The 19,452-nt window shown below is 60.6% G+C and carries 13 protein-coding genes and 1 pseudogene; 4 read left to right on the plus strand and 10 right to left on the minus strand.

Going from position 1 to position 19,452, the window contains the following annotated elements; all coding sequences use genetic code 11:
- The 4 genes and pseudogenes from AACY49_RS25880 to AACY49_RS25895 all read right to left on the minus strand — a co-directional run.
- Positions 1-598: pseudogene (locus AACY49_RS25880) on the minus strand (type IV secretion protein Rhs); the annotation flags it as partial.
- Positions 599-823: 225 nt separating this feature from the next.
- Entirely contained in the window at positions 824-2,269 is a 1,446-nt protein-coding gene (locus AACY49_RS25885) for a mechanosensitive ion channel domain-containing protein (protein WP_339527260.1), read from the minus strand.
- Between the two features lie 189 nt (positions 2,270-2,458).
- The gene (gene ycaC / locus AACY49_RS25890) at positions 2,459-3,085 is read right to left on the minus strand and encodes an isochorismate family cysteine hydrolase YcaC (protein WP_258699909.1); all 627 of its coding nucleotides are present in this window, start codon (positions 3,083-3,085) and stop codon (positions 2,459-2,461) included.
- A 126-nt stretch (positions 3,086-3,211) separates the two neighbouring features.
- Positions 3,212-4,078, minus strand: a complete 867-nt coding sequence (locus AACY49_RS25895; protein WP_339527262.1) for a pirin family protein — start codon at positions 4,076-4,078, stop codon at positions 3,212-3,214.
- A 105-nt stretch (positions 4,079-4,183) separates the two neighbouring features.
- Here AACY49_RS25895 and AACY49_RS25900 point away from each other — a divergent pair, with 105 nt between their 5' ends.
- Positions 4,184-5,092, plus strand: coding sequence for a LysR substrate-binding domain-containing protein (locus AACY49_RS25900; protein ID WP_258699907.1), 909 nt, complete (start codon positions 4,184-4,186; stop codon positions 5,090-5,092).
- 201 nt (positions 5,093-5,293) lie between these two features.
- Complete coding sequence (gene dkgB / locus AACY49_RS25905) at positions 5,294-6,097, plus strand: 2,5-didehydrogluconate reductase DkgB (protein ID WP_258699906.1); 804 nt, start codon at positions 5,294-5,296, stop codon at positions 6,095-6,097.
- 3 nt (positions 6,098-6,100) lie between these two features.
- Here dkgB and AACY49_RS25910 read toward each other — a convergent pair whose 3' ends face one another.
- The 6 genes from AACY49_RS25910 to AACY49_RS25935 form a co-directional block, all read right to left on the minus strand.
- The gene (locus tag AACY49_RS25910; RefSeq protein ID WP_339527265.1) at positions 6,101-9,331 is read right to left on the minus strand and encodes a transporter substrate-binding domain-containing protein; all 3,231 of its coding nucleotides are present in this window, start codon (positions 9,329-9,331) and stop codon (positions 6,101-6,103) included.
- Positions 9,332-9,952, minus strand: coding sequence for a response regulator transcription factor (locus AACY49_RS25915; protein ID WP_258699904.1), 621 nt, complete (start codon positions 9,950-9,952; stop codon positions 9,332-9,334).
- Positions 9,953-10,105: 153 nt separating this feature from the next.
- On the minus strand, positions 10,106-10,558 hold the full coding sequence (locus AACY49_RS25920) for a response regulator (RefSeq protein ID WP_339527267.1): 453 nt from the start codon (positions 10,556-10,558) through the stop codon (positions 10,106-10,108).
- Positions 10,559-10,779: 221 nt separating this feature from the next.
- The gene (mgtA, locus tag AACY49_RS25925; protein WP_339527269.1) at positions 10,780-13,497 is read right to left on the minus strand and encodes a magnesium-translocating P-type ATPase; all 2,718 of its coding nucleotides are present in this window, start codon (positions 13,495-13,497) and stop codon (positions 10,780-10,782) included.
- 524 nt (positions 13,498-14,021) lie between these two features.
- Positions 14,022-15,359: a lysine N(6)-hydroxylase/L-ornithine N(5)-oxygenase family protein gene (locus AACY49_RS25930; RefSeq protein WP_339527271.1), complete on the minus strand. Its 1,338-nt coding sequence runs from the start codon at positions 15,357-15,359 to the stop codon at positions 14,022-14,024.
- A gap of 130 nt (positions 15,360-15,489) precedes the next feature.
- Complete coding sequence (locus AACY49_RS25935; protein WP_309475868.1) at positions 15,490-15,972, minus strand: sigma-70 family RNA polymerase sigma factor; 483 nt, start codon at positions 15,970-15,972, stop codon at positions 15,490-15,492.
- A gap of 333 nt (positions 15,973-16,305) precedes the next feature.
- On the opposite strand from AACY49_RS25935, the gene AACY49_RS25940 reads away from it, so the two are divergent.
- Both AACY49_RS25940 and AACY49_RS25945 read left to right on the plus strand, forming a co-directional pair.
- A complete protein-coding gene (locus AACY49_RS25940; protein WP_339527274.1) occupies positions 16,306-17,478 on the plus strand; it encodes an efflux RND transporter periplasmic adaptor subunit in 1,173 nt (390 codons plus the stop codon).
- Positions 17,479-19,452 (plus strand): MacB family efflux pump subunit, encoded by a 1,974-nt coding sequence (locus AACY49_RS25945; protein ID WP_339527276.1) that lies wholly within the window; start codon positions 17,479-17,481, stop codon positions 19,450-19,452. It abuts the gene before it with no gap.

A 19,452-nucleotide genomic window follows, 5' to 3' on the forward strand; every position in this document is an offset into this window, starting at 1 on the left:
TGCCGTCCCACACACCTTCAATGGCCGCCCAACTGCCCGCGAGCATTCCATTGCCTACAGCCACCGAAGACGATTGCGACCACTTCGGCTTGAACGTCCGCCACTCATCTCGCAGCCAGCTGTCGAGTTCCTTCGTCAGGCCATCGTAGGAAGAGAAAAGATCTTCAACTTGCTGTGGTGTGACTTCGTTGTGGACGTGAATGCGGTAGAGCTTGCCCTCTTCCCCTCGGAATGTTCCCTTGCCGTTGTTATCGAGTGTGACCGGCGTCGACTCCCCGCCCTCCTGCGCAATCACATCGACCTGAATATTCCCCACGGGAATGTCATAAACCGATTCGAACTTGCTCTCGATTTCGAGCTTTCCGCCTTTCGGGCACTGCACGACGGTGGAGATAAACTTGTCGTCACCGCTGCTGACAACGGTGCTGGAGCCTCCGAACCGGATGATCCGCTCCATGCCCATCAGCGAAGGCAGATCCGCCACGTGGCTGGCCTTGTCGGCGGCTCGGTTGAACCAATGCTTGAGCTGTTCGCGATAGAGCGAAAGGGTGTGCGGGAAGCTGTCGAGTTCCTGCTCGATGCGGATAACGTGCTCCATCAACGCACCGAAAAGTACGGAGTTGCTAGAGAAAAGGAGTCGAACATGAGCAATCCCTCGCGCAGAAAATTAGGCGCGGGGACTGTGCGGGGGATCGATCAGGAAAGAAGTCGGGAAAGGTGGAAATGGATGTAGGAAGATTCGCTGATTAACAGCGAGTAAATAACGCGCAATCCAGGTGGGAGCGAGCCTGCTCGCAAAGGGCCGGAACAGGCCACCAACACATCAGCCGCTACGCTTGCGCAACCACTGCAAAAACCCCTTCTTCTCCACCACCTTGGGTGTTTCCTGAATCAGCGTCTGAGCCTTGTTCAAGCGGAAATCCAGCAACGCCTTCATCGCTTCGCCGATGTCATGCCGCGCATCCAGGCACGGCTGGAGGTATTCCCTCTCGATCCGGTACAACGTGCAGACCGTCTTGGCGCTAAAGTCCGCCGGCATCGCCATATCGGACAAAATTCCGCCCTCGCCGATCACCTCTCCCGGCCCCATGCGCCCGGTTTCGAACTTGACCCCGCCACGGCTCAACTCCACCGACACGACGCCGGATTCGATGATGAACAAATGATCGCTGACCTCCCCCGCCGGCAGGATCATTTCACCGGGGCGGAAAGTTTGCAGTGTCATGTTCTGGCTGAAGGTTTCTTTCTCTTCCTGACGCAGGGTCGAGAAAATGTTCGAGGCGTCCAGCAATGCCCGTGGCCGCGACAGGTTGGCAGGTGCATTCGGTTCGACGTTCGACAACAGGCTGACACCGCTGGCCTGCAAGTGCCGGAACGCCAGGTCGAACAGCAGATTGCGGACCATGCGTTTCTGGTCCATCGAGACGACGAAACCACTGATTTCGTATTCCACGCCCGTGGCACTGGAGCCTTTCAACGCTACGCACGGCGCCGGTTTATTCAATAGATAGCGGCATCCTTGCATCGCCCGTTCCAGCGCGTCGATCACCGTTTGCGGACGTGCGTGCGGGCTCAGTTGCAAGCTGATGGAGACGCCGAAAATGTCACTGGGCCGGCTGAAGTTGATGAGCTTGGCCTTGGCGGCCAGGGAGTTGGGGATCACCGCCATGCTGCCCTGGGCCGTTTGCAGGCGCGTCGCGCGCCAGTCGATGTCGATGACCCGGCCTTCGGTGCCGTCGATGGAGATCCAGTCATCGAGTTGATAGGGTTTGGTGGTGTTGAGGACGATCCCGGAAAACACGTCGCTGAGGGTACTTTGCAAGGCCAGGCCGACGATGATTGCCAACGCGCCGGACGTTGCCAGCACGCCCTTGACCGGCAGATCGAGTACATACGCGAGGGCGGCGATAATCGCGATCAGGAAGATCACCGCGCCAAGCAAATCCTGCAGCAAGCGCCCGGTGTGCCCGACCCGTTGCATCATCACCGCACCGATCAGCACCGTCAGAGTGCGCGCACCAAACAGCCACCAGCCGATCTGCAAACCGGTGGCCGCCAGGTGCAGCGGGACGTTGTCGACCCAGGGCGCCGTCTCCATGGGGTTCATGCCTTCGTTGAACAGCAGCATGCTGAACAGCGCGAAAATCACCACCCGCACCGCCAGTTTCCAGTTGCTGCCGCTGGCCGTGATCAAACGCCACAATCCCAGATCGATCAGGATAAGAATCAATGCGCTGATCAATGGGTGTTCGGTGAGCAGTGACAGCATCGAGCGACTCCAGCAATAGTACGGATGGGCACAGTGTAGGAGGATTTGATGTCTTCAGAACACCACAAAACACTGTGGGAGCGGGCTTGCCCGCGATGGCAATTGATCAGTCACCGGGATGTTGACTGATCGACCGCTATCGCGGGCAAGCCCGCTCCCACAAGTTATGTGTGTATGTGCTGCCAGGGTTTACTTGCTGTTAGTCAGGGTGTTGTAGCTGGTCATCAGGTTGCGGTAGTCCGGGATGTGGTTGGAGAACAGGGTCGCCAGACCTTCCACGTCGTTGCGCCAGTCGCGATGCAGTTCACAGGCCAGGCCGAACCAGGTCATCAACTGGGCGCCGGCCGACGACATGCGGTCCCACGCCGATTGACGGGTCAGTTCGTTGAACGTTCCGGAGGCGTCGGTCACCACGAATACCTCAAAGCCTTCGGCCAGGGCCGACAGCGCCGGGAACGCCACGCACACCTCAGTCACCACACCGGCGATGATCAGTTGTTTCTTGCCGGTGGCCTTGATCGCCTTGACGAAGTCTTCGTTGTCCCAGGCATTGATCTGACCAGGGCGAGCGATGTACGGCGCATCCGGGAACAACGCCTTGAGTTCCGGCATCAACGGGCCGTTAGGACCGGTTTCGAAACTGGTGGTCAGAATTGTTGGCAGCTTGAAGTATTTGGCCAGGTCGGCCAGGGCCAGCACGTTGTTCTTGAAACGGTCCGGATCGATGTCGCGCACCAGAGAAAGCAGACCCGCCTGGTGATCGACCAGCAGAACGGCGGCGTTATCCTTGTCGAGACGTTTGTAGGAAGTAGTCATGGGTAATCCTCGCTTTTTATCGATGCCGAACGGGCCGGCGTGAGTGAACACTGATTTTTCGTTAAACCGCGGCCAAGCAAGCGTAGTGAGTCAAGCCCGGCACGCCACAGCCTTACAACAATGATTTCAGCCGCTCATCCGGCCGAACCGACCGGACTGGAAGTCGGCGAAGGCCTGATGAATCTCCTGCTCGCTGTTCATCACGAACGGGCCGTGGCCGACGATGGGTTCGTCGATCGGCTCGCCGCTGAGCAGCAACACCACGGCGTCGTAACTGGCTTCCAGGCTGAGCTGATCGCCGTCGCGCTCGAACAGTGCCAACTGCCCTTCACGCACCTGTTCCTTTTGGTTGACCTGAACCGTGCCACGCAGCACCACCAGTGCCGTGTTGCGCCCTTCGTGCAGATCCAGGGTCAGCAACTTGCCGGCGTTCAAGCGAACATCCCACACGTCGATCGGCGTGAAGGTCCGCGCCGGGCCGCGATGGCCGTCGAACTCACCGGCAATCAAACGCAGGCTGCCAGCGTTGTTCTTGAGCGGGAGGCTCGGGATGTCACCGTCGACAATCGTCTGGTAACCGGGGGCGGCCATCTTGTCCCTGGCCGGCAGGTTGACCCACAGTTGAACCATTTCCAGCGTGCCGCCGGTTTTGGCGAAACCTTCGGAGTGGAATTCTTCATGGAGAATCCCCGAGGCCGCGGTCATCCATTGCACGTCGCCGGGGCCGATCTTGCCGCCGCTGCCGGTGGAGTCGCGGTGCTCCAGCTCGCCCCTGTAGACGATGGTCACCGTTTCGAAACCGCGATGCGGGTGCTGGCCGACGCCACGACGCTCGGTGGTGGGGGTGAATTCGGCGGGACCTGCGTGATCCAGCAGCAGAAACGGGCTGATGTGTTTGCCCAGGTTGTCGTAGGAAAACAGCGTGCGAACCGGAAAACCATCGCCGACCCAGTGAGGTCGTGGGCTGGTGTAGACACCGATGATGTTTTTCATTTTTTCCTCCAAATCTGTTGTGTGACGCGATGGACAAAGCTTAAAACCGGCGCCTTTTGTGCGCTAGACTGCAAAAATCAGCCTTAGCGTTCTATTTGGAGAACGATGGTGGAAGACCTCAATACCCTTTACTACTTCACCCAAGTGGTGGAACACCGCGGTTTCGCCCCGGCCGGGCGCGCGCTGGACATGCCCAAATCCAAGCTCAGCCGACGCATTGCCGAGCTCGAAGAACGCCTCGGTGTGCGCCTGCTGCACCGCACCAGCCGGCATTGCTCGTTGACCGAAATCGGCCAGGCTTATTACCAGCGTTGCCTGGCCATGCGGGTGGAAGCCGAAAGTGCCGCCGAGCTGATCGAACGCAACCGTTCCGAACCGCAGGGCCTGGTGCGCATCAGTTGCCCCACCGCGCTGTTGAACACCTGGGTCGGGCCGATGCTGACCCGTTACATGCTCAAGTACCCGTTGGTCGAGTTGTTCATCGAAAGCACCAACCGCCGGGTCGATCTGATCCACGAGGGGTTCGACATCGCTCTGCGGGTGCGTTTTCCGCCGTTGGAAAACACCGACATGGTGATGAAAGTGCTGGGCAACAGCACCCAATGCCTGGTGGGCATTCCCGCGCTTGTGCAGCGCTTGTCGTCACCGCCCACGCCGGCCGACCTCAGCGGTCTGCCGAGCCTGCATTGGGGTGGCGCGCAGCGTGAATATCAGTGGGAGTTGTTCGGCGCCGACGGTGCCAGCGCGCTGATTCGTCATACCCCGCGAATGGTCACCGACGACTTGCTGGCCTTGCGTCACGCGGTGCTCGCCGGGGTCGGCATCGCCCACCTGCCCAAAGTGGTGGTGCGTGATGAGATTGCCGCCGGTCGGCTGGTGGAACTGGTGCCGGGCTGGACACCCAAGTGCGGGATCGTGCATGCGATCTTCCCTTCACGACGCGGGTTGCTGCCGTCGGTTCGTACCTTGATCGACTTTCTGGGCGAGGAATTCAGCCACAGCGATATGGCTTAGGGGCGGGGTTAAATTCCGACACCGAGTCGCGCCTTTCGCGAGCAAGCCCGCGAAGGCGTCAGACCACACACCATCAATGCCACTGAACCCTCACCCATTCATGACTTACGGTAAACAGTGCTTTGCCGATCCAGCGGTTTTTCTCAAGGGTCCGGCCGGGGATACTCCCGCCTGTTCCCACTGCAACCCCTGGAGTCATTGATGTCTATCCCTGCATTCGGTCTTGGTACGTTTCGCCTGCAAGGCCAGGTGGTCATCGATTCGGTGAGCACCGGTCTTGAACTGGGCTACCGGGTCGTCGACACCGCGCAAATCTACGAGAACGAAGCCGAAGTCGGCCAGGCCATCGCCGCCAGCGGCATTGCCCGTGAAGCGTTGTTCATTACCAGCAAAATCTGGGTCGCCAACTTTGCCAAAGACCGGTTGATCGACAGCCTCAAAGAGAGCCTGAACAAACTGCAAACCGATTACCTGGACCTGACGCTGATCCACTGGCCGTCGCCGGAAGATCAGGTGCCGGTCGAAGAATTCATGAACGCGCTGCTCGAAGCCAAACGACTGGGCCTGACCCGGCAGATCGGCGTGTCCAACTTCACGGTCGACCTGATGCAGCAGGCCATTGCCGCGATTGGCGCCGAGAACATCGCCACCAACCAGATCGAGCTGCACCCGTACCTGCAAAACCGCAAGGTCGTCGAATTCGCTCAACGCCAGGGCATCCAGATCACCTCTTACATGACCCTGGCCTACGGCGAAGTGCTGAAGGATCCGGTCATTTTGCAGATCGCCGATCGCCTTCAGGCAACACCGGCCCAGGTCACCCTGGCCTGGGCCATGCAACTGGGGTACGCGGTGATCCCCTCTTCCACCAAACACGCCAACCTGCAAAGCAATTTGCACGCCTGCACCCTGACCCTGAGCGACGCCGACATGGCGCTGATCGCGGGCCTGGATCGCGGCCTGCGGCTGACCAGCCCCAAGGGTATTGCGCCGCAGTGGGATTGAGTTTCAACCCCGGCTCAAGTGCTTATCCAGCGCTGACATCGCGAGCTGCAATCGATCGACAGCTTCGTCGAGCAGCGCCGAATCCCCCACGTCGATGACACGCTCCAGTTGCTCGCAATGCTCGATCAAGCGCTGCGCCCGAACCATGCGCGCACCGCCCTTGATGCGGTGCGCCAGTTCTTGCAGGCCTGGGCGATTGCCACTGGCGTGCGCCTGGAGCAGATCATCCCGATCCACCCGGTTGGTCACCGTCAGTTCGCGCACCAGACAATCAATCAACGTACGGTCCGCACCGACGTATTGCTCCAAGCCACTGAGGTCCATTTCCGGCGTTGAGGGTTCCTCAATAGGTTCTGGCACCTGACTGGCAAACCTGGACGCCAGCCAAGCGTTCAAATCCGCTAGCAGGATGGGTTTGAACAGGCAGTCGTCCATGCCCGCCTCCAGACAGCGCAGCTTCTCCTCGGGCTGCGCATTGGCGGTAAACCCCAGAATCAGCGTCGGCGGCAAACGTTGGGCACGCTCTTCATCGCGTATGGCACCGGCCAGCTCATAACCACTGAGCATCGGCATATTGCAGTCGGTGACGACCAGATCGAAGCCATGTTCGCGCCATAGCTCAAGCCCCCGCGCGCCCTCTTCAGCCTCCAGAACACGATGCCCCAGGTGGCTCAGCTGCCGTGAAAGCAACAATCGATTGGCCGGGTGATCGTCAACCACCAGAATCGTCAGTGGCCGCGTCGGCGCCTGCAACCCGATATTGCCCCCCACACTGGAAGGCAACGGTTGCAACGCGATCAGCTCAAGGTTGATATCAACCTGCGTGCCTTGTCCGAGGACGCTGTCGAGTTGCAAGCGGCCACCCATCATTTCGCACAGGGTGCGGCTGATCACCAACCCCAGGCCAGAACCGCTTCGAGCTGACTGTCGGCCGTTATCAGCCTGGATGAACGGGCTGAACAGCCGTTGCCGGTCGACAGCACTGATGCCAATGCCGGTGTCTTCAATACGCACGTTGACCGCCAGCTGCCCCGACGCAACGGGCGCCACCCGCAGTGTCAGGCTCACCTCGCCCTCTCGGGTGAATTTGATGGCGTTGCTCAGCAGATTGGACAGCACCTGCTTGAAGCGTGTGGGATCAATCAACACCTCGCAGTCGCTGTGTTCGTCCAGATCGATTCGCCACGCCAGCTCGTTCTGCCGTGCAAGGCCTTCGAAAACCCGACACACCGACGCCACCAGCGCCCGCAGATTGGCCCGTTCAGGGATCAGGGATAAATGCCCGGACTCGATACGCGCGATATCCAGAATGTCGCCGATCAGCGCCAGCAATTGTTGTGCGGCACTGGACGCCACCTCAATGGCGCAACGGTCGGTGACCCCCTCATCCGCACGCTTCAGCGCCAGTTCGAGCATGCCGATCAGGGCGCTCATCGGCGTGCGTATCTCATGACTCATGGTCGCCAGAAAGGTCGTTTTGGCACGGTTGGCATCGTCCGCCAGATCCTTGGCGTCCTGCAATTGCTGCAACCATTGCTGGCGCTGGCGGATCTGCCGACGCTGCCAGGCGATCCAGCCCAGGGCGAGCAACAGCAAGACGCCAGCCACGGCAAACGCCTGAAGAATGCCCTGGCGATGACGCAGCCAATAGCTGTCATCCACCACCACATCGTGGCTCCAGCGCGTCACCAGATCGTCCATTTCCTGAGGCGAAATGCTCAGCAATGCCTTGTTCAGAATCGAGTGCAACTCCAGCGCATCGCGGGCGGTGGCCAAGGCGATGTGGGCGGGTTGATCGCCTACGGTGCTGCTGACGCGCAGACGCTCGCGATACTGCCGGGCGATCAGGTAACGGGCGACGATCAATGAACTGAGCGTCGCGTCAGCCTGCCCCTCGATCACCCGTTCCATGCCCTCGGCCGGGCTTTGCACCTCGACCAGGCGCACCTGCGGCGCCTGGGCCTGGATGAACCCGAACAACGGATGACCGCGATAAATCGCCAGGCGCTTACCAGCCAGATCATCCAGCATCCTGGGGCTACCCTGGGTCGTTGCACTGACCAGCACAAACGGATTGCTGAGGTAGGCACGGGTAAAGAGCAACGTTTCTTCACGTTCGACACTGGGCGTGACCACGGGCAACAGGTCGATCTCACCGTCCTGGAGTTGCTCGATTTGCCGGTCCAGCGAGTGGCCGCGTTGCACCTCAAAGGTCAACCCGCTGCGCTGGCTGATCAGCGTCAGCAACTGCGCGGTCAACCCGCTGAGCCGGCCCTGGGCATCGTAGAACGTCAGCGGGGCAAAGTCGTCGATCGCGCCGACAGTGACCGTCGGATGCCGGTCCAGCCAGCGTTGTTCACTGGCGCTCAGACGCACCTGTTGCTGCCCCGCCGTACTGGCCCTGCCAGCACTCCAGCGCAACGTGATGACCGAGCGCTGGTCCATGGGAATCGCCGCCAGAGCCCTGTCGATGATGCCTTTGAGACGCGGGTTATCCGCCGCCAAAGCGAAGCCGAACGGATTGGCATCCAGACCGGAAGGCCCCGTCAGATGAACATTATTAAGGTAGTTGTTGTTGATCAGGTAATTGGCACTGATAAAGTCCCCCAGGTACACATCGTCTGGCCCGAATGCCACCGCGCCGAGCGCATCGAGTGCCGAGGGGTAGCGCTGCAAGGTCGCGTCGGGATAGAAGGTCTTGACCGTCTGGGCCGGCAGATAGTCTTCGACCATGGCGATACGTTTACCGGCCAGGTCGACGGGCATTCGCTCGTCCACTCGGGTGACCAGCATCGGCTGATCTTCGGCATAGGCTCGAGACCGGGTCAGCGCGGGGTCGGCCGCCTCGAAGTTGTTCGATGTTCCGAGCAGATCCAGCTCATGGCGTTTGAGGGCATCCATGGCGGCTTCACGAGTGGCATAGCGCAGCACGTCGATCTTGACGTGCAGCAGTTGCCCCAGCAGCTCGGCGTAATCGGCCGTGATGCCCTCCAGCTCATCGCGGTGGCGCGTCACCTCGAACGGAGGATAGTCCGGCCCCGTCACCCCGAGGCGCAGGACCCGTTTATCGCGTAGCCATTGCCAGTCCTTTTCATCCAGCTTGACCTCAAAACCCTCCACTGTGGAGCGCCCCAGCAGATACAACCGCTGCGGTTCGTCGGCCAGCGCCGGCGGAACCTGAATCACAAGGCACAGCATCAAGGCCATCAGAAAGATGCGCACGGTCGGGCTCACTCAGATCAGATGATTGCGCTTGGCGAAATCCCGCAGGTGCACCGCTGCGCTCAGCCCCAGTTTTTCGATCAATCGGTGTTTGTAGGTACTGACGGTCTTGACACTCAAATGCCGATGCTCGGCGATTGTCTTGTTGGGCATGCCCAGGGCCAAATCCCGCAGGATGGTCAGCTCACGGTTGGAGAGTTTGTCGACCATCTGTTTTTCGCTGTATTGCAGGGGGTCTTGCGATCCCGAAGGCAGCCGGGCGAAAAAGGTGTAGCCGGTCATGACCGCATGCACGGCTTTTTGCAACTGACTCAGGACGTTGCTCTTGGCGACATACGCCATGGCCCCGGCGCGCATGCAACGATCCTGAAAAAACTGCGGGTCCAGCGACGTGAACACCAGCACCAGGCACGGCAAGTCACTGGCCTTGATCCGCTCCAGCACATCCAGCCCGTCACCTTCGGGCATGACCAGATCCAGCACCACCAGATCGGGTGAATGCTCACGGAGCATCGACAACACCTCGCTACCGCTGGAGGCCTCGTAAATTCGTTTGAACCCCTCCTTCTCCAGTACGATTTTGACTGCGGCGCGTACCACCGGATGATCGTCCACAATCAGCACTGACTTCATGACAACTCCCTGTGCAAAGACTCGACGATTGCGCACGAATACGCTCCGGATAACGACGGACCGGACGCAACGGCTACCCAACGACTGTGGCATGGGAGGCAGGAAGAATATACCTGTCAGAAATGACAGTTCAGACGAACGGTAGCCCCGGAATCAACCGATCCGTTGTCGATTCCACTCGTGATCCGGGGACGGTGCGGCTTCACATACAGGCGAATCGATGAGCGCCATCAGCCGTTGAATGGACGCAAGATCCGGCTGCGCTGCGTGGCTTACCTGAACCCTCTGCTGAACCTTCTGTGGAAAACCGGCGGCGGCAGAAACCGGCGGCAACTGTGCCCGCCGGCCATCGTAGATCAAGGCGTGATGAACCTGACGGTTATCGAGGAAGAACCCGAACAGGTCCAGCGCCCCACCCGCCAACGAGGCATTGATGAGCACCAGATCGAACGGTTCGCAACCGTATTCGACCAGGGTCAGCATTTCCACAAGGCTTTGCACCGGAGCCACCCGGTAATAACCGAGCTGGTTGAACAACCGCTCGGTTTTCATCCGGTGAAAATGCTGCTCGTCGGCGATCAGGATACGCAAGGCTTTGTTCGGCAAAGTGGGGCCCCTGAAGGGTGACAGATTCGTGGTGGGGCAAGGCTACGGAAGACTTGTCGTGCTTTCTGTAGGACTTTTCCTAAAAAATGAGTGCCTCTGTTCGACTTGACGATCAAAAAATCACAGCCTGTGTAGGAGCTGGCGCAGCCTGCGATCTTTTGATTTTTATTAAAGCAAGATCAAGAGATCGCAGCCTTCGGCAGCTCCTGCGTTTGGCAGCATTACTGCCAACCAAACCGCCGGATGTAGAACCCTTTCACCGCTTGGGTCAGCGCCATGTACGCCAGCAGAATCGCCGGCAGGAACACGAAATACAGCGACGGCAACGCCTGCAGTTTGAAGTAATGCGCCAGCGGCCCCATCGGCAGGAAGATGCCCACGGCCATGATCACGCCGGTCATCACCAGCAACGGCATGGCAGCGCGGCTTTGCAGGAACGGGACCTTCGGCGTGCGGATCATGTGCACGATCAGCGTCTGGGTCAGCAGCCCGACCACGAACCAGCCGGACTGGAACAGGGTCTGGTGGTCCGGGGTATTGGCATCGAACACGTACCACATCAAGGCAAAGGTGCTGATGTCGAAGATCGAACTGATCGGGCCGAAAAACAGCATGAAGCGCCCGACGTCCGCCGGCTGCCAGCGTTGTGGTTGTTTCAGCATTTCTTCATCGACGTTATCGAACGGGATGGCAATCTGCGAAATGTCGTAGAGCAGGTTCTGCACCAGCAGGTGCATCGGCAGCATTGGCAGAAACGGGATGAACGCACTGGCCACCAGCACCGAGAACACGTTGCCGAAGTTCGAGCTGGCGGTCATTTTGATGTACTTGAGCATGTTGGCGAAGGTCCGTCGCCCTTCCAGCACGCCCTCCTCCAGCACCATCAGGCTCTTTTCCAGAAGGATGATATCCGCCGCTTCCTTGGCGATGTCCACCGCGCTGTCCACCGAAATACCGATGTCAGCAGTGCGCAACGCCGGTGCATCGTTGATGCCGTCGCCCATGAAGCCGACCACATGGCCGTTACCCTTGAGCAGACGGACGATACGCTCCTTGTGCGACGGCGTGAGTTTGGCGAAGACGTTGGTGGCCTCCACCGCCACCGCCAGTTCGGCGTCGCTCATGCGTTCGATGTCGTTGCCCATCAGCAGGCCTTGCTGCTCCAGCCCGACTTCGCGGCAGATTTTCGCGGTCACCAGTTCGTTGTCGCCGGTCAGCACTTTCACTGCCACACCGTGGGCGGCCAGGGCCTTGAGCGCTGGCGCGGTGCTTTCCTTCGGAGGGTCGAGGAAAGCCACGTAGCCGATCAACGTCAGTGCCTGTTCATCGGCCAGGCTGTAAGTGTCGCGCCCCGCGATCATCGGCCGCGCTGCAACGGCAACGACACGCAGACCTTCGGCATTGAAGGTGGCAGTGACCTGACGAATCCGCGCCAGCAATTCATCGCTCAGCGCCTCGTCGGCATCGCCGTGGCGCACTCGGGTGCACACCGCCAGCACTTCTTCCACCGCGCCTTTGCAGATCAGCAGGTGCGGCTGGTCACGCTCGGCCACCACCACCGACATGCGCCGACGGGTGAAATCAAATGGAATCTCGTCGACCTTGCGAAACGCCGTGCCGACTTTCAGCTCACGGTGGATTTCCACGTGCTCCAGCACCGCCACGTCCAGCAGGTTTTTCAGGCCGGTCTGGTAATAGCTGTTGAGGTAGGCCATTTCCAGCACGTCATCGGAGTCATTGCCCCAGACATCGACGTTGCGCGCGAGGAAGATTTTGTCCTGGGTCAGCGTGCCAGTCTTGTCGGTGCACAGCACGTCCATGGCGCCAAAGTTCTGGATCGCGTCGAGGCGTTTGACGATGACTTTTTTGCGCGACAGGAACACCGCGCCCTTGGCCAGGGTCGAGGTGACAATCATCGGCAGCATTTCCGGGGTCAGGCCCACGGCGATCGACAGCGCGAACAGCAACGCTTCGGTCCAGTCACCCTTGGTGAAGCCGTTGATGAACAGCACCAGCGGCGCCATGACGAACATGAAGCGGATCAGCAACCAGCTGACTTTGTTGACCCCGGTCTGGAACGAGGTCGGCGCGCGATCGGTGGCACCGACCCGTTGCGCCAGCGCACCGAAATAGGTGTTGTTGCCAGTGGTGAGAATCAACGCCATCGCCGTTCCGGACACCACGTTGGTGCCCATGAACAGAATGTTGTCGAGGTCCAGCGGGTTGTGGGTGTCGTTGTCCTGCTGGCGGGGAAATTTCTCCACCGGCATCGATTCACCGGTCATCGCAGCCTGGCTGACGAACAGGTCCTTGGCGTTGAGTACCCGGCAATCGGCGGGAATCATGTCACCGGCCGAGAGCACGATCAGGTCGCCCGGCACCAGTTGTTTGATCGGCAGTTCGAGGCGTCGCGCACCGTTGTCCGCCAGCTCCCGACGCATCACCGTGGCGGTGTTGCTGACCATCGCCTTGAGGGCGTCGGCGGCCTGGTTGGATTTGGTTTCCTGCCAGAAACGCAGCAAGGTCGAGAGCACCACCATCGAGAAAATCACGATGGCGGCTTTCAGGTCTTCGGTCAGCCAGGAGATGACCGCCAGCAAGGTCAGCAGCAGGTTGAACGGATTTTTGTAGCAGTGCCACAGGTGCGTCCACCACGGCAGCGGTTGCTCGTGCTCGACTTCATTGAGGCCGTATTGTTCGCGCAGCGCATCGGCCTCGGGTTCACTCAGGCCGTCAGGGTGGCTGCCGAGGGTGTCCAGCAATTGGCCGGTGTCGCTGTTGGCGGCGACGACCAGGGTTTGCGCAAGCGTCGGCGGGACTTCACGACTGACCGTGGTGTCAGTGAAGCTTTCCAGCAACGCCAACCGGCGGAAGTGCCTGCCGATATGGCGGGTACGCAGGAATCCGGCGAAGAATTCTTTGAGCAAGGTAAGGTTCATGGCAGTGCCCCCCAGGGTCAGCCGGGAAACCGTCGAGCAGGCGTGTCGAGGTGCTGCGATGGCGACACGGAGTCGAACATCACACGCGGTTGAGCGTCGATGAGAGGGACGTCGGGAGTCGGGCCGAAAACCGGCCACGATCGGGATGCCGCTACTCGCTTTCCGGCGAGATAACGGCACAAAAGGCTGCGCGTTATCTTGCCGGGAAAATGCCGGTTACCGAGACCGGCCGACAACTGTCACTCGAACAAGTACCCACTGTGGGTCTCCGCTATTGATGAAAACGCGCGAAGCTTACGCCGGGGGTTCTGCCGAGTAAACGCTGCACTGGCGTGTGATGGGGGGAATCGCGGGGTTCTTCAGGAAGGGTTCAGGATTGAGCTTCGGTGGTGCTTTTTAGGGCCCTATCGCGAGCAGGCTCGCTCCCACAGTGGATCTTCAGTGAACACAGATTTTGTGTAAGACAACGATCAAATGTGGGAGCGAGCCTGCTCGCGATGGCGGCCTTACTGTCGCAACAAATGTCAGCTGGCAGTCGCCAACAACAAATCCCTCACCGACCGGCCATGCCCACGGGATTTGCCATGGTCATACAGAGAGCCGGCAATTTCATCGGCACGGATCGGCAGGATCGACAGCAAGGTGTCGCTCAAGCCGTGGCTGGCCTGGCAGAAGCCCTGCATGTAGATGCCGGCCTTGCAACGCTCGTCAGTGATCAGCTTGTAGTTGCGATCGACCTCGAAATCGCCCAGGTACTGTTCCAGAGGCGCCAGCATTTTGCGGTGCATCTGGCGCTCGTAACCGGTGGCCAGCACCACAGCGTCGTAATGGCGAACCGTGATTTCACCGGTAGCATTGTTGCGCACCGCCAGCTCGATACCGCGCTCGGTGGCGGTGGCTTTTTCAACGGTGGTCAGGGTACGGAACGCATGGCGCGCGATGCCCGAGACTTTCTGCCGGTAGAAGATCCCGTAGATGCGTTCGATCAGGTCGATGTCCACCACCGAATAGTTGGTGTTGTGGTACTCGTTGACCAGACGCTCGCGTTCACTGCTGGCCTGCTGGAACACCAGGTCGGTGAACTCCGGCGAGAACACTTCGTTGACGAAGGGGCTGTCATCGGCCGGCTTCAGGGCCGAGCCACGCAGGATCATATCCACCTGCACCGACGGGAAGCTGTCGTTGAGGTCGATGAAGGCTTCCGCCGCGCTCTGCCCGCCGCCGATGATCGCGATGCTCATCGGTTGGTTGTTCACGCATGGCTGCCTGGCCATGCGCTCCAGGTACTGGGAGTGGTGGAACACCCGAGCGTCATCTTTGAGCGCCTTGAACGCTTCGGGAATGCGCGGTGTACCGCCAGCACTGACCACCACCGAACGGGTGGTGCGCACCTGCTGCAAACCCTGGGTATCGCGAGAAATCACCCGCAGTGCCTCGACCTGCTGGTTATGCAACACCGGCTCGATAGCCAGCACTTCCTCGCCGTAGCGGCTCTGCTCGGTAAATTGCCCGGCGACCCAACGCAGGTAGTCGTTGTACTCCATGCGGCACGGATAGAAGGTGCCAAGGTTGATGAAGTCCACCAGACGACCGTGGTGCTTGAGGTAGTTGACGAAGGAATACGGGCTGGTCGGGTTACGCAGCGTCACCAGATCCTTGAGAAAGGAAATCTGCAGTTCGCTCTGGGTGACCAGGGTGTTGCCGTGCCAGCGGTAGTCCGCCTGCTTGTCGAGAAACAGCACATCCAGCTCGCCCTGGCTCGGCCCGCGCTCTTGCAGGGCGATGGCCAGGGCCAGGTTCGAAGGGCCGAAACCGACGCCGATCAGGTCGTGAACGATGGGCGATGCAATTGCCTGTGTCATTTCCAGTGTCCTCTGGATAAACCCCGCAGCTGCGGGGATAAAGCCTGGGTGACCTGACCGGCCTTGTGCGGCAGCAGATCGTCTGTTGAATAGGAACGAGGACAATGAAAAAAAATTTAACGCGGCCTGATTAAGGAGCATCCCACTGGCGCATGCGCACCCGGCAATGCTTCATGGCATTGACGATGTGCTTTTCCACCAGCGCCCGGGAAATCCCCAGGTGCTCGGCGATTTGCGGGTGCGACAAGCCTTCGATCTTGCGCAACAGAAAACTCTCGCGACACAGCCGTGGCAACTCCGCCAGCGCGCGCTGGAGCATGTCCAGGCGCTGACCGTGATCGAGGCTGTTGTGGGGCGAGGGGATGAAGTAGCGCTCTTCGCTGTCGAGCACGTCCAGGGATTCGACCTGACGCAAGGCATTGCGGCGGTGGTCGTCGATCACCAGGTTGAGCGCGGTGCGATAAAGGAACGCCCGGGGTTGCTCGATCGGCGTGTCGCTGGAACGCTCCAGTACCCGCAGATAAGCGTCATGCACCACATCTTCGGCCACCTGACGGTTGCCTAGCTTGGCGTTCAGGAAACACACCAGCTCGCGATAGTAGTTTTCCAACATGACTCCCGGCCGCAGAGGGTGCGGTTTCTATCCTTGAGCCAGATCCGCGACCGCCAGGTAGGCAGTGGCACGATGCTGGCGATTTCGAGTGTGTAATTTATAGTAATTCTCATATAGATTTAAAGCGCTGTTTCCATTTGCCTGATAAATAGTGCTGTCCTATACCTGTAACCCTTGTCTGTCACGCTATGCGTCCACGCTTAAATTCCGCGCCTCCTCCATCGTTTACAGGACAGCTCCCCGTGTCTGTCGGCCCTCCGACAGCGTCCAGCTGTCGGCAGATGTTGCCTATCGGCTGAGCGACGGGCCGAATCCTATTGGCCGGAACCCTGCATGAAACGTCCCCGTCACACCCGACGCGCCCTGCTTGTAGCCCTTTGTCTGATCCCCGTTATCGCCGTCGCGGCCTGGCAGTTTCTGCCTCCCGGCCGTGATCGGTTCGCCACGGTCCAGGTCGCTCGCGGCGACATTGAAAGCAGCGTCACGGCGTTGGGGACCCTGCAACCGCGACGTTATGTCGATGTCGGTGCCCAGGCCTCGGGGCAGATTCACAAGATCCATGTGGAGGTCGGTGACGTGGTCAAGGAAGGCCAGTTGCTGGTGGAAATAGACCCCTCCACCCAACAGGCCAAACTCGACGCCGGACGCTTTTCCATCGACAACCTCAAGGCACAGCTTCAGGAGCAACGGGCACAACACGACCTGGCCCGGCAGAAATATCAACGCCAACAGCACCTCGCCGCTGGCGGCGCCACACGGGACGAAGATGTGCAAACGGCCCAGGCCGAACTGCGCACCACCCAGGCCCGCATCGACATGTTCGAGGCGCAGATCCGCCAGGCCCAGGCCAACCTGCGCAGCGATCAGGCCGAACTCGGCTATACGCGCATTTACGCACCGATGAGCGGAACGGTCGTCGCCCTCGATGCCCGGGAAGGCCAGACCCTCAACGCACAGCAACAAACGCCGCTGATCCTGCGCATCGCCAAACTGTCGCCCATGACGGTCTGGGCCGAGGTCTCGGAGGCTGATATCGGTCACGTCAAACCCGGCATGACCGCCTGGTTCACCACACTCAGCGGCGGCAACCGGCGCTGGAGCAGCACGGTACGGCAGATCTTGCCGATACCACCCAAACCGCTGGACCAGGCCAGCCAGGGCGGCGGCAGCCCGGCCAGTTCCAATAAAAGCGGCACCGGTCGCGTGGTGCTGTATACGGTGCTGCTGGACGTCGACAACACCGACAACGCGCTGATGGCGGAAATGACCACCCAAGTGTTCTTCGTCTCCCACCAGGCCAAAAACGTCCTGACCGCGCCGGTCGCGGCGTTGCAGGGCGGCCCGCAGGCAGACCGTCAAACGACTCGGGTGGTCGCCCAAAACGGTGCCATCGAACAACGGACGGTGCGCACCGGCATCAGCGATCGCCTGAAGGTGCAGATCCTCGACGGGCTGGACGAAGGCGATCACCTGTTGATCGGCCCCGCCGACGGCAGTGGAGGTTGAATGCAAACGCCCCTGATCGACCTGCAGGACATTCGTAAATCCTATGGTGGCGGTGACGCGCCGCACGTCCACGTCTTGCGCGGCATCGACCTGTCGATCCACGCCGGGGAGTTTGTGGCGATCGTCGGCGCTTCCGGCTCCGGCAAGTCGACGCTGATGAACATCCTCGGTTGCCTCGACCGGCCAACGTCCGGCGAGTATCTGTTCGCCGGCGAAAACGTCGCCCGACTCGACAGCGATGAACTGGCCTGGCTGCGCCGTGAGGCATTCGGTTTCGTGTTTCAGGGTTACCACCTGATTCCCTCCGGCTCGGCCCAGGAAAACGTCGAGATGCCAGCGATCTACGCTGGCACCCCAGCGACCGAACGCCACGCCCGCGCCGCCGCCCTGCTCGACCGCCTGGGCCTGGCCGAGCGCACCGGCAACCGTCCGCACCAGCTCTCCGGCGGGCAGCAGCAACGGGTGTCCATCGCTCGCGCCTTGATGAACGGCGGCCACATCATTCTCGCCGACGAACCCACTGGCGCCCTCGACAGCCACAGCGGCGCCGAGGTCATGGCCCTGCTCGACGAACTGGCGAGCCAAGGCCATGTGGTGATCCTCATCACCCACGACCGCGACGTCGCGGCCCGGGCCAAACGCGTGATCGAAATTCGCGATGGCCTGATCATCAGCGACAGCGCCCGCGACAACCCTTCCGCCCAGACCTCGGCCAATCCCGGTGCGCTGCAAGCGGTGGATTTGCGCAAGCGGCTGAGCGAAGGCAGCGAGGCCACCGGTGCCTGGAAAGGTGAACTGGTGGATGCCGTACACGCGGCCTGGCGGGTGATGTGGATCAACCGCTTCCGCACCGCCCTGACACTGCTGGGGATCATCATTGGCGTGGCCTCGGTGGTGGTGATGCTGGCCGTCGGTGAAGGCAGCAAGCGTCAGGTCATGGCGCAGATGGGCGCCTTCGGCTCGAACATCATTTACCTCAGTGGCTCCGCCCCCAACCCGCGTACCCCGCCGGGCATCGTGACCCTCGATGACGTCGCGGCGCTGGCCAGCCTGCCGCAGGTCATGCGGATCATGCCGGTCAACGGAGCGGAAGCCGGGGTACGTTTCGGCAACCTCGACCACCTGAGCTACGTCGGCGGCAACGACACTCATTTCCCGGCGATTTTCAACTGGCCAGTGGTCGAGGGCAGCTACTTCACCGAGGCCGATGAACGCAACGCGGCCGCGGTCGCGGTGATCGGCCACAAGGTGCGCAGCAAATTGCTCAAGGATGTCGCCAACCCCATCGGCCAATACATCCTGATCGAAAACGTGCCCTTTCAGGTCGTCGGTGTGCTCGCTGAAAAAGGCGCCAGTTCCGGCGACTCCGACAGCGACAACCGGATCGCCGTGCCCTACTCGGCCGCCAGTGTCCGGCTGTTCGGCACCCACAACCCCGAATACGTGGCCATTGCCGCGGCCGATGCGCGCAAGGTCAAAGAGACCGAAAAGGCCATCGAACAGTTGATGCTGCGCCTGCACAACGGCAAACACGATTTCGAACTCACCAACAATGCCGCGATGATTCAAGCCGAGGCGCGCACGCAGAATACCCTGTCGCTGATGCTCGGTTCGATTGCGGCGATTTCGCTGCTGGTGGGCGGGATCGGGGTGATGAACATCATGCTCATGACCGTGCGCGAACGGACCCGGGAGATCGGTATCCGTATGGCCACCGGTGCCCGTCAGCGCGATATCCTGCGCCAGTTCCTCACTGAAGCGGTGATGCTCTCGGTGGTCGGCGGGATCGCCGGCATCGCCCTGGCGCTGATCGTCGGCGGGGTATTGGTGCTCGGCGAAGTCGCGGTCGCCTTTTCCCTGGCGGCCGTCATCGGTGCCTTCGCCTGCGCACTGATCACCGGCGTTGTCTTCGGCTTCATGCCGGCCCGCAAAGCTGCCCGGCTCGACCCGGTCACGGCCCTTACCAGTGAATGA

Source organism: Pseudomonas sp. EL_65y_Pfl2_R96, from assembly GCF_963970905.1.
Classification (GTDB): Bacteria; Pseudomonadota; Gammaproteobacteria; order Pseudomonadales; family Pseudomonadaceae; genus Aquipseudomonas.

Excerpts from the sequence above, each read along its gene's own strand:
- AACY49_RS25885 (WP_339527260.1), bottom strand. The coding sequence starts at position 2,269 with ATGCTGTCACTGCTCACCGAACACCCATTGATCAGCGCATTGATTCTT.
- ycaC (WP_258699909.1), bottom strand. The coding sequence starts at position 3,085 with ATGACTACTTCCTACAAACGTCTCGACAAGGATAACGCCGCCGTTCTG.
- AACY49_RS25895 (WP_339527262.1), bottom strand. The coding sequence starts at position 4,078 with ATGAAAAACATCATCGGTGTCTACACCAGCCCACGACCTCACTGGGTC.
- AACY49_RS25900 (WP_258699907.1), top strand. The coding sequence starts at position 4,184 with ATGGTGGAAGACCTCAATACCCTTTACTACTTCACCCAAGTGGTGGAA.
- dkgB (WP_258699906.1), top strand. The coding sequence starts at position 5,294 with ATGTCTATCCCTGCATTCGGTCTTGGTACGTTTCGCCTGCAAGGCCAG.
- AACY49_RS25915 (WP_258699904.1), bottom strand. The coding sequence starts at position 9,952 with ATGAAGTCAGTGCTGATTGTGGACGATCATCCGGTGGTACGCGCCGCA.
- mgtA (WP_339527269.1), bottom strand. The coding sequence starts at position 13,497 with ATGAACCTTACCTTGCTCAAAGAATTCTTCGCCGGATTCCTGCGTACC.
- AACY49_RS25930 (WP_339527271.1), bottom strand. The coding sequence starts at position 15,359 with ATGACACAGGCAATTGCATCGCCCATCGTTCACGACCTGATCGGCGTC.
- AACY49_RS25935 (WP_309475868.1), bottom strand. The coding sequence starts at position 15,972 with ATGTTGGAAAACTACTATCGCGAGCTGGTGTGTTTCCTGAACGCCAAG.
- AACY49_RS25940 (WP_339527274.1), top strand. The coding sequence starts at position 16,306 with ATGAAACGTCCCCGTCACACCCGACGCGCCCTGCTTGTAGCCCTTTGT.
- AACY49_RS25945 (WP_339527276.1), top strand. The coding sequence starts at position 17,479 with ATGCAAACGCCCCTGATCGACCTGCAGGACATTCGTAAATCCTATGGT.